This window comes from Mitsuaria sp. TWR114 (assembly GCF_007997345.1).
In genome coordinates, this window is record NZ_VOSR01000475.1 from 1 (window position 1) to 6,333 (window position 6,333).

Genomic DNA, 6,333 nt, shown 5'->3' on the forward strand with positions numbered 1-6,333 from the left:
TGCGCAGCTCATGGCTGATGGTGCTGATGTAGCGGCTCTTGGCCTGGTTGGCCGCCTCGGCCGCGGCCTGCGCGCGCTCGGCCTGCAGCCGCGCGCCCTGCAGCGCCTCGTCGGTGCGGCGGTGCGAATCGATCTCGCGCATCAGCGCCTGCGTCTGGCGCTTGGATTCCTCCTGCGCGACCTCGCGGCTCTGGTGCGCGAGCACCAGCCACCAGGCCACCGTGCCGGCCACCAGCAGCAGCGCGAAGAAGGCCTTCAGCAGGCCCGCGCGCACGCTCGCGCGCAGGGCTTCCTGCGCTGCGGCATCGATCAGCGGTACCTGCGGCAACTGCTGCAGCTGCTGGTGATAGAGCAGGCCGAAGAGCGTCGCCAGCAGCGGCGTGATGACCAGCATCAGCAGCAGGTAGTGGCCCAGCCCGGTGTCGATGTAGGCCCAGCCGCGGCGCGGCAGCACCCGGCGCAGCGCGCTCGACCACTGCGCCGAGAGGCTGGCGTGCGGCTTGCACAGGTCGCCGCAGCGGGCATCCAGCGTGCAGCACAGCGAGCAGATGGCGCCGCGATACGCCGGGCAGTGGGCCATGTCGGGGCCCTCGTAGTCGCGCTCGCAGATCACGCAGCGCCGCACGGCCTCGGTGCCGGCCGCCTGGATCTCCGCCGCCGGGCGGGCGAGGTAGTAGCGGCCTTGGGTCGCCCAGGCGATCAGCGGTGCGCTCGCGAGCGCCGTCACCATCGCGATCGCCGCCGACCAAGCCTGCGCCAGCGTGCCCATCAGCCCGAGGTGCGCCGCCACCGAGAGCACCGAGGCCAGCGCCATCGCGCCCACGCCGACCGGGTTTACGTCGTAGAGATGGGCGCGCTTGAACTCGATGCCCGGCGGCGACAGCCCCAGCGGCTTGTTGATCACCAGGTCCGCGACGACGGCCATGATCCACGCGATCGCGACGTTGGCGTACAGGCCCAGCACATGGCCCAGCGCCTCGAAGACGTTCATCGACATCAGCATGAACGCGATCAGCGTGTTGAACACGACCCACACGACGCGTCCCGGATGGCTGTGGGTCAGCCGCGAGAAGAAGTTGCTCCACGCCAGCGAGCCCGCGTAGGCATTGGTGACGTTGATCTTGAGCTGCGAGACGACGACGAACAGCGCCGTCGCCGCGACCGCCCAGCCGTACTGCGGGAAGACGTACTCGTAGGCGGCGAGGTACATCTGGTTGGGGTCGACCGCGCGTTCCGCCGGCACCGCATGGCTGACCGCGAGGTAGGCCAGCAGCGCGCCGCCCAGCATCTTCAGCACGCCCAGCACGATCCAGCCCGGGCCGCCGGCCAGCACCGCCGCCCACCAGCCCAGCCGGTTCGCGGCGGTCTGGCGCGGCATGAAGCGCAGGTAGTCGGCCTGCTCGCCCATCTGCGTGATCAGCGCCACGCCGACGGTCAGCGCCGCACCGAAGGCGTGCGCGTCGAAGGCCGCGGTGCCCGATTGCGACCCAATCTGGGTCGTGATGCCATCGAATGCACCAGGATGAAGCCACCCCACCCAGGCGAAGGGCAGCACCAGCAGCGCCAGCCACAGCGGCTGCGTCCACAGCTGCAGCCGGCTGATGGCGGAGATGCCGTGCGTGACCAGCGGGATCACGGCCAGCGCGCACAGCAGGTAGCCCCACTGCGGCGGGATGTCCAGCGCCAGCTCCAGCGCGTAGGCCATCACCGCCGCCTCCAGCGCGAAGAAGATGAAGGTGAAGCTCGCGTAGATCAACGAGGTCAGCGTGGAGCCGATATAGCCGAAGCCGGCGCCCCGCGTCAGCAGGTCCATGTCGACGCCATGCCGCGCCGCGTAGACGCTGATCGGCAGGCCGGCCAGGAAGATGATCAGGCCGGTGGCCAGGATGGCCAGCGCCGCGTTGGTCCAGCCGTATTGCAGCAGCAGCGTCGCGCCGACCGCCTCCAGGATCAGGAAGGACGCCGCCCCGAAGGCGGTGTTGGCCACGCGCCAGCTCGTCCAGCGCCGGAAGCGCTGCGGCGTGTAGCGCAGCGCGTAGTCCTCCAGCGTCTCGCGGGCGACCCAGGCGTTGTAGTCCCGCCGCAGCTTGATGATGTGCTGCGGGGCGTCCTGGGGGGCGGGCGGCGTGTCCATGGGGCGGGGCAGGGCGGGAAATGCATGAACCGTGCCCGCACCGGCATGGGGCTTGCTAGCGGTGGACCGGCATCCAAGAATGGCGCGTCGCCGCCCACCCGCTCAAGGCCATGGAACTCACGCCCCGAGAGAAAGACAAGCTGCTGATCTTCACCGCCGCCTTGCTCGCCGAGCGGCGCAAGGCCAAGGGCCTGAAGCTCAACTATCCCGAAGCCGTGGCCTACCTCAGCGCCGCCGTGATGGAGGGCGCCCGCGAGGGTCGGACCGTCGCGCAGATGATGAAGGCCGGCCGCGAGCTGCTCACCCGCGACGACGTCATGGACGGCGTGGCCGAGATGATCCCCGACATCCAGGTCGAGGCCACCTTCCCCGACGGCACCAAGCTCGTCACCGTCCACCAACCGATTCCCTGAGGACCTCCCATGATCCGACGCCTCCTCGTCGCGACGGCCGTTGCCGCGCTGCCCGCCGTGGCCGCCGCCCATGCCGGCGACGCCGCCCATGACCATGGCCTGACGGCCGGGTTCATGCACCCGTTCACCGGCCTGGACCACCTCGCCGCGATGCTGGCCGTGGGGCTGTGGAGCGCGCTCACGCAGACCGGCCGGCGCATGCTGGCCGCGCCGTTCGCCTTCGCCGGGCTGCTGCTGGTCGGCGCGCTGGCGGGCCTGGGGCTGGGGGCGCAGGGCCTCGCGGTGCCGGGCGTGGAGCCGATGGTCGCCGCCTCGGTGCTGGTGCTGGGGCTGGTCGCCGCGGCGCGTTGGCGGCTGGGCGCCACGGCATCGGCCGCGCTGGTCGGTGCGTTCGCCGTCTTCCATGGCTTGGCGCATGGCGCCGAGCTCGGCGGCGGCGCGGCGCTCGTGGGCATGGTGCTCGCGACGGCGCTGCTGCATGCGGGCGGCCTGGCGCTGGGCGACGCCCTGCGCGCGCTGGCGCCGGTCTGGTCGCGCGCGGCCGGCGGCGCGATCGCGCTGCTGGGCCTGGGCCTGCTGACCCGGCTGGTGATCGCATGATCCCCGGCGAACTGCTGACCGACGCCGGCGAGCTCGAGCTCAATCCGGGCCGCCGCACGCTGGTGCTGACCGTGGTCAACGCGGCGGACCGCCCCATCCAGGTCGGCTCGCATTACCACTTCGCCGAGACCAACGCCGCCTTGAGCTTCGATCGCGAGGCCGCGCGCGGCATGCGCCTGAACATCGCGTCCGGCACCGCCGTGCGCTTCGAGCCCGGCCAGCAACGCACCGTCGAGCTGGTCGACATCGCCGGCCTGCGCGAGATCTGGGGATTCCGCGGCCTGGTCCAGGGAGCGCTGTGATGGCCCGCATCGGCAAACGCGCCTATGCCGAGATGTTCGGCCCGACCGTGGGTGATCGCGTCCGGCTCGCCGACACGGCGCTCGTCATCGAGGTCGAGGACGACCTGACGCTGCGCGCCGGCGGCTACGGCGAGGAAGTGAAGTTCGGCGGCGGCAAGACCATCCGCGACGGCATGGCGCAGTCGCAGCGCACGCGCGCGCAGGGCGCCGTCGACACGGTGCTGACCAATGCGCTGATCCTGGACCACTGGGGCATCGTCAAGGCCGACATCGGCCTGAAGGACCACCGCATCGTCGCCATCGGCAAGGCCGGCAATCCGGACACGCAGCCGGGCGTGGACATCGTCATCGGTCCCGGCACCGAGGTGATCGCCTGCGAGGGCGCGATCGTCACCGCCGGCGCGATCGACTCCCACATCCACTTCATCTGCCCGCAGCAGATCGAGGAGGCGCTGGCCAGCGGCGTGACGACGATGCTGGGCGGCGGCACCGGTCCGGCGACCGGCACCTTCGCCACCACCTGCACGCCGGGGCCGTGGCACATCGAGCGCATGCTGCAGGCGGCCGATGCCTTCCCGATGAACCTGGGCTTCCTCGGCAAGGGCAACGCGAGCCGGCCGGAAGCGCTGGTCGAGCAGATCGAGGCCGGCGCCATCGGGCTGAAGCTGCACGAGGACTGGGGCACGACGCCGGCGGCGATCTCCAACTGCCTGGACGTGGCCGAGGCCACCGACACGCAGGTCGCGATCCACACCGACACGCTCAACGAGAGCGGCTTCGTCGAGGACACCGTGGCCGCCTTCAAGGGCCGCACCATCCACACCTTCCACACGGAAGGGGCGGGCGGCGGCCATGCGCCGGACATCCTGAAGGTGGTGGGCGAGGCCAACGTGCTGCCCAGCTCCACCAACCCGACGCGGCCGTACACGATCAACACGCTCGACGAGCACGTCGACATGCTGATGGTGTGCCACCACCTGGACCCGGCGATCGCCGAGGACCTGGCCTTCGCCGAGAGCCGCATCCGCAAGGAGACCATCGCGGCCGAGGACATCCTGCACGACCTCGGCGCGATCAGCATGTTCAGCTCCGACTCGCAGGCCATGGGCCGCGTGGGCGAGGTGATCCTGCGCTGCTGGCAGACCGCGCACAAGATGAAGCAGCAGCGCGGGCAGCTGCCCGGCGATTCGGAGCGCCATGACAACGGCCGCGTGAAGCGCTATGTCGCCAAGCTCGCGATCAATCCGGCGATCGCGCACGGCATCAGTCACGAGGTCGGCAGCATCGAGGTCGGCAAGTGGGCTGACCTGGTGATCTGGAAGCCGGCCTTCTTCGGCGTCAAGCCCTCGCTGATCCTCAAGGGCGGCGTGATCGCGCTGGCCGCGATGGGCGATCCCAACGCCTCGATCCCGACGCCGCAGCCGGTGCACTACCGGCCGATGTTCGGCAGCTTTGGCGGCTCGCTGGCGCGGGCCTCGCTGAGCTTCGTGTCGCAGGCCGCGATCGCGGGCGGCGTGGCCGCGCGCTATGGGCTCGCGAAGACGGCGGTGGCGGTGAAGGGCATCCGCGGCGTGGGCAAGAAGGACATGGTCCACAATGCCTACGCCCCGCGGATGGAGGTCGATCCCCAGACCTACGCGGTGCGCGCCGACGGCCTGCTGCTGCACTGCGAGCCCGCCTCGGTGCTTCCGATGGCGCAGCGCTACTTCCTGTTCTGAATGATCCAAGTCTCCAAACTGCTGGCGCAGGGCGCCGGTCTCGCGCCGGTGCTGCTCAAGCGCGCCGCGACCGTCACGCTCGATTGGGACACGCGCCAGAAGAGCCGCTTCCAGGCCACCGACAGCCAGGGCCGCGAGCTCGGCGTCTTCCTGCCGCGCGGCACCACTGTGCGCGGCGGTGACGTGCTGGTGGCCGAGGACGGCTCGCTGGTGCGCGTGATCGCCGCGCCGCAGCCGCTGCTGCGCATCACCGCCTGCGCGTCGCACGGCTCGCCGTTCGACCTGGTCCGCGCGGCGTATCACCTGGGCAACCGCCACGTGCAGATCGAGCTCCAGCCCGATCACCTCAAGATCGAGCCGGACCATGTGCTGGCCGACATGCTGCGCGCGATGCACCTGATCGTGAACGCGGTGGAGGAGGGCTTCGAGCCTGAAGGCGGCGCCTATGCGGCCGGTGGCCACGGGCACTCCCACGGCCACGGCCATGGACATGAGCACGGGCACGGGCACGGGCACGACCATGCACACGAGCACGGGCACAGCCATGCGCACGAGCACGGCCATGCCCCAGCGCCCGCGGCCTCGCCGAAGAAGACCATCGCCATCCAGTCGGCCACGACGCCGCACGTGCATGGCCCGGGTTGTGGACACGACCACTGATCCGGTCCCGCCGCTGCTGCGGCTGGTCTGGCTCGCGTCGCCGGCGTTGCCGATCGGGGCGTTCTCCTACTCCGAGGGGCTGGAGGCGGCGGTCGAGCACGGCCACGTGCATGACGACGCGAGCGCCGGCGCCTGGTTGAGCCAGCAGCTGCGGCTGCTCGCGCGCGGCGACCTGGCGGCCATCGCCGAAGGCATCGTCGCCTGGCGGGCCGGCGACGAACCGGCGCTGCGCGCGCTGGCCCGCTGGCTGCGCACCACGCGCGACGGCGCCGAGGCCCGGCTGCAGAGCGAGCAGATGGGGCAGTCCCTGCTCGTCTGGCTGCGCGGCCAGCCGATGGCCACGGCGGCGCAGCTGGCGCTGCTGGTCGACTGCGGTGAGGGGCGGCCCGCCCACCATGCCTTTCGTCATGCGCTCGCGCTGTCGACGATCGACGTGCCCGTCGACCAGGCGCTGCACGCCCTTGACCTCGTCGGGGAACTTCAGCGGCACGCCCAGCGCCTCGGCG

7 protein-coding genes are annotated in these 6,333 nt (G+C 71.2%); 6 read left to right on the forward strand and 1 reads right to left on the reverse strand.

All coding sequences use genetic code 11. The features are described from left to right. Positions 1 to 2,134, reverse strand: a 2,134-nt coding sequence (locus FUT87_RS17030; protein ID WP_404935414.1) for a cytosine permease, incomplete at its 3' end; no start/stop codon positions are given. Positions 2,135 to 2,244: 110 nt separating this feature from the next. Between FUT87_RS17030 and ureA the strand changes: the two genes are divergently transcribed. The 6 genes from ureA to FUT87_RS17060 form a co-directional block, all read left to right on the forward strand. Then, positions 2,245 to 2,547, forward strand: a complete 303-nt coding sequence (gene ureA, locus FUT87_RS17035) for an urease subunit gamma (protein ID WP_091725629.1) — start codon at positions 2,245 to 2,247, stop codon at positions 2,545 to 2,547. Positions 2,548 to 2,556: 9 nt separating this feature from the next. Next, positions 2,557 to 3,147 (forward strand): HupE/UreJ family protein, encoded by a 591-nt coding sequence (locus tag FUT87_RS17040; protein ID WP_147241783.1) that lies wholly within the window; start codon positions 2,557 to 2,559, stop codon positions 3,145 to 3,147. Beyond that, positions 3,144 to 3,449 (forward strand): urease subunit beta, encoded by a 306-nt coding sequence (locus FUT87_RS17045; protein WP_147241784.1) that lies wholly within the window; start codon positions 3,144 to 3,146, stop codon positions 3,447 to 3,449. Before FUT87_RS17040 ends, FUT87_RS17045 begins: the two co-directional genes overlap by 4 nt. After that, positions 3,449 to 5,167: an urease subunit alpha gene (gene ureC, locus FUT87_RS17050; RefSeq protein ID WP_147241785.1), complete on the forward strand. Its 1,719-nt coding sequence runs from the start codon at positions 3,449 to 3,451 to the stop codon at positions 5,165 to 5,167. The genes FUT87_RS17045 and ureC overlap by 1 nt, the downstream gene beginning before the upstream one ends. Further along, entirely contained in the window at positions 5,168 to 5,827 is a 660-nt protein-coding gene (gene ureE, locus FUT87_RS17055; protein WP_147241786.1) for an urease accessory protein UreE, read from the forward strand. Continuing rightward, on the forward strand, positions 5,811 to 6,333 hold a 523-nt coding region (locus FUT87_RS17060), incomplete at its 3' end, for an urease accessory protein UreF (RefSeq protein ID WP_255511886.1). The genes ureE and FUT87_RS17060, both read left to right, overlap by 17 nt.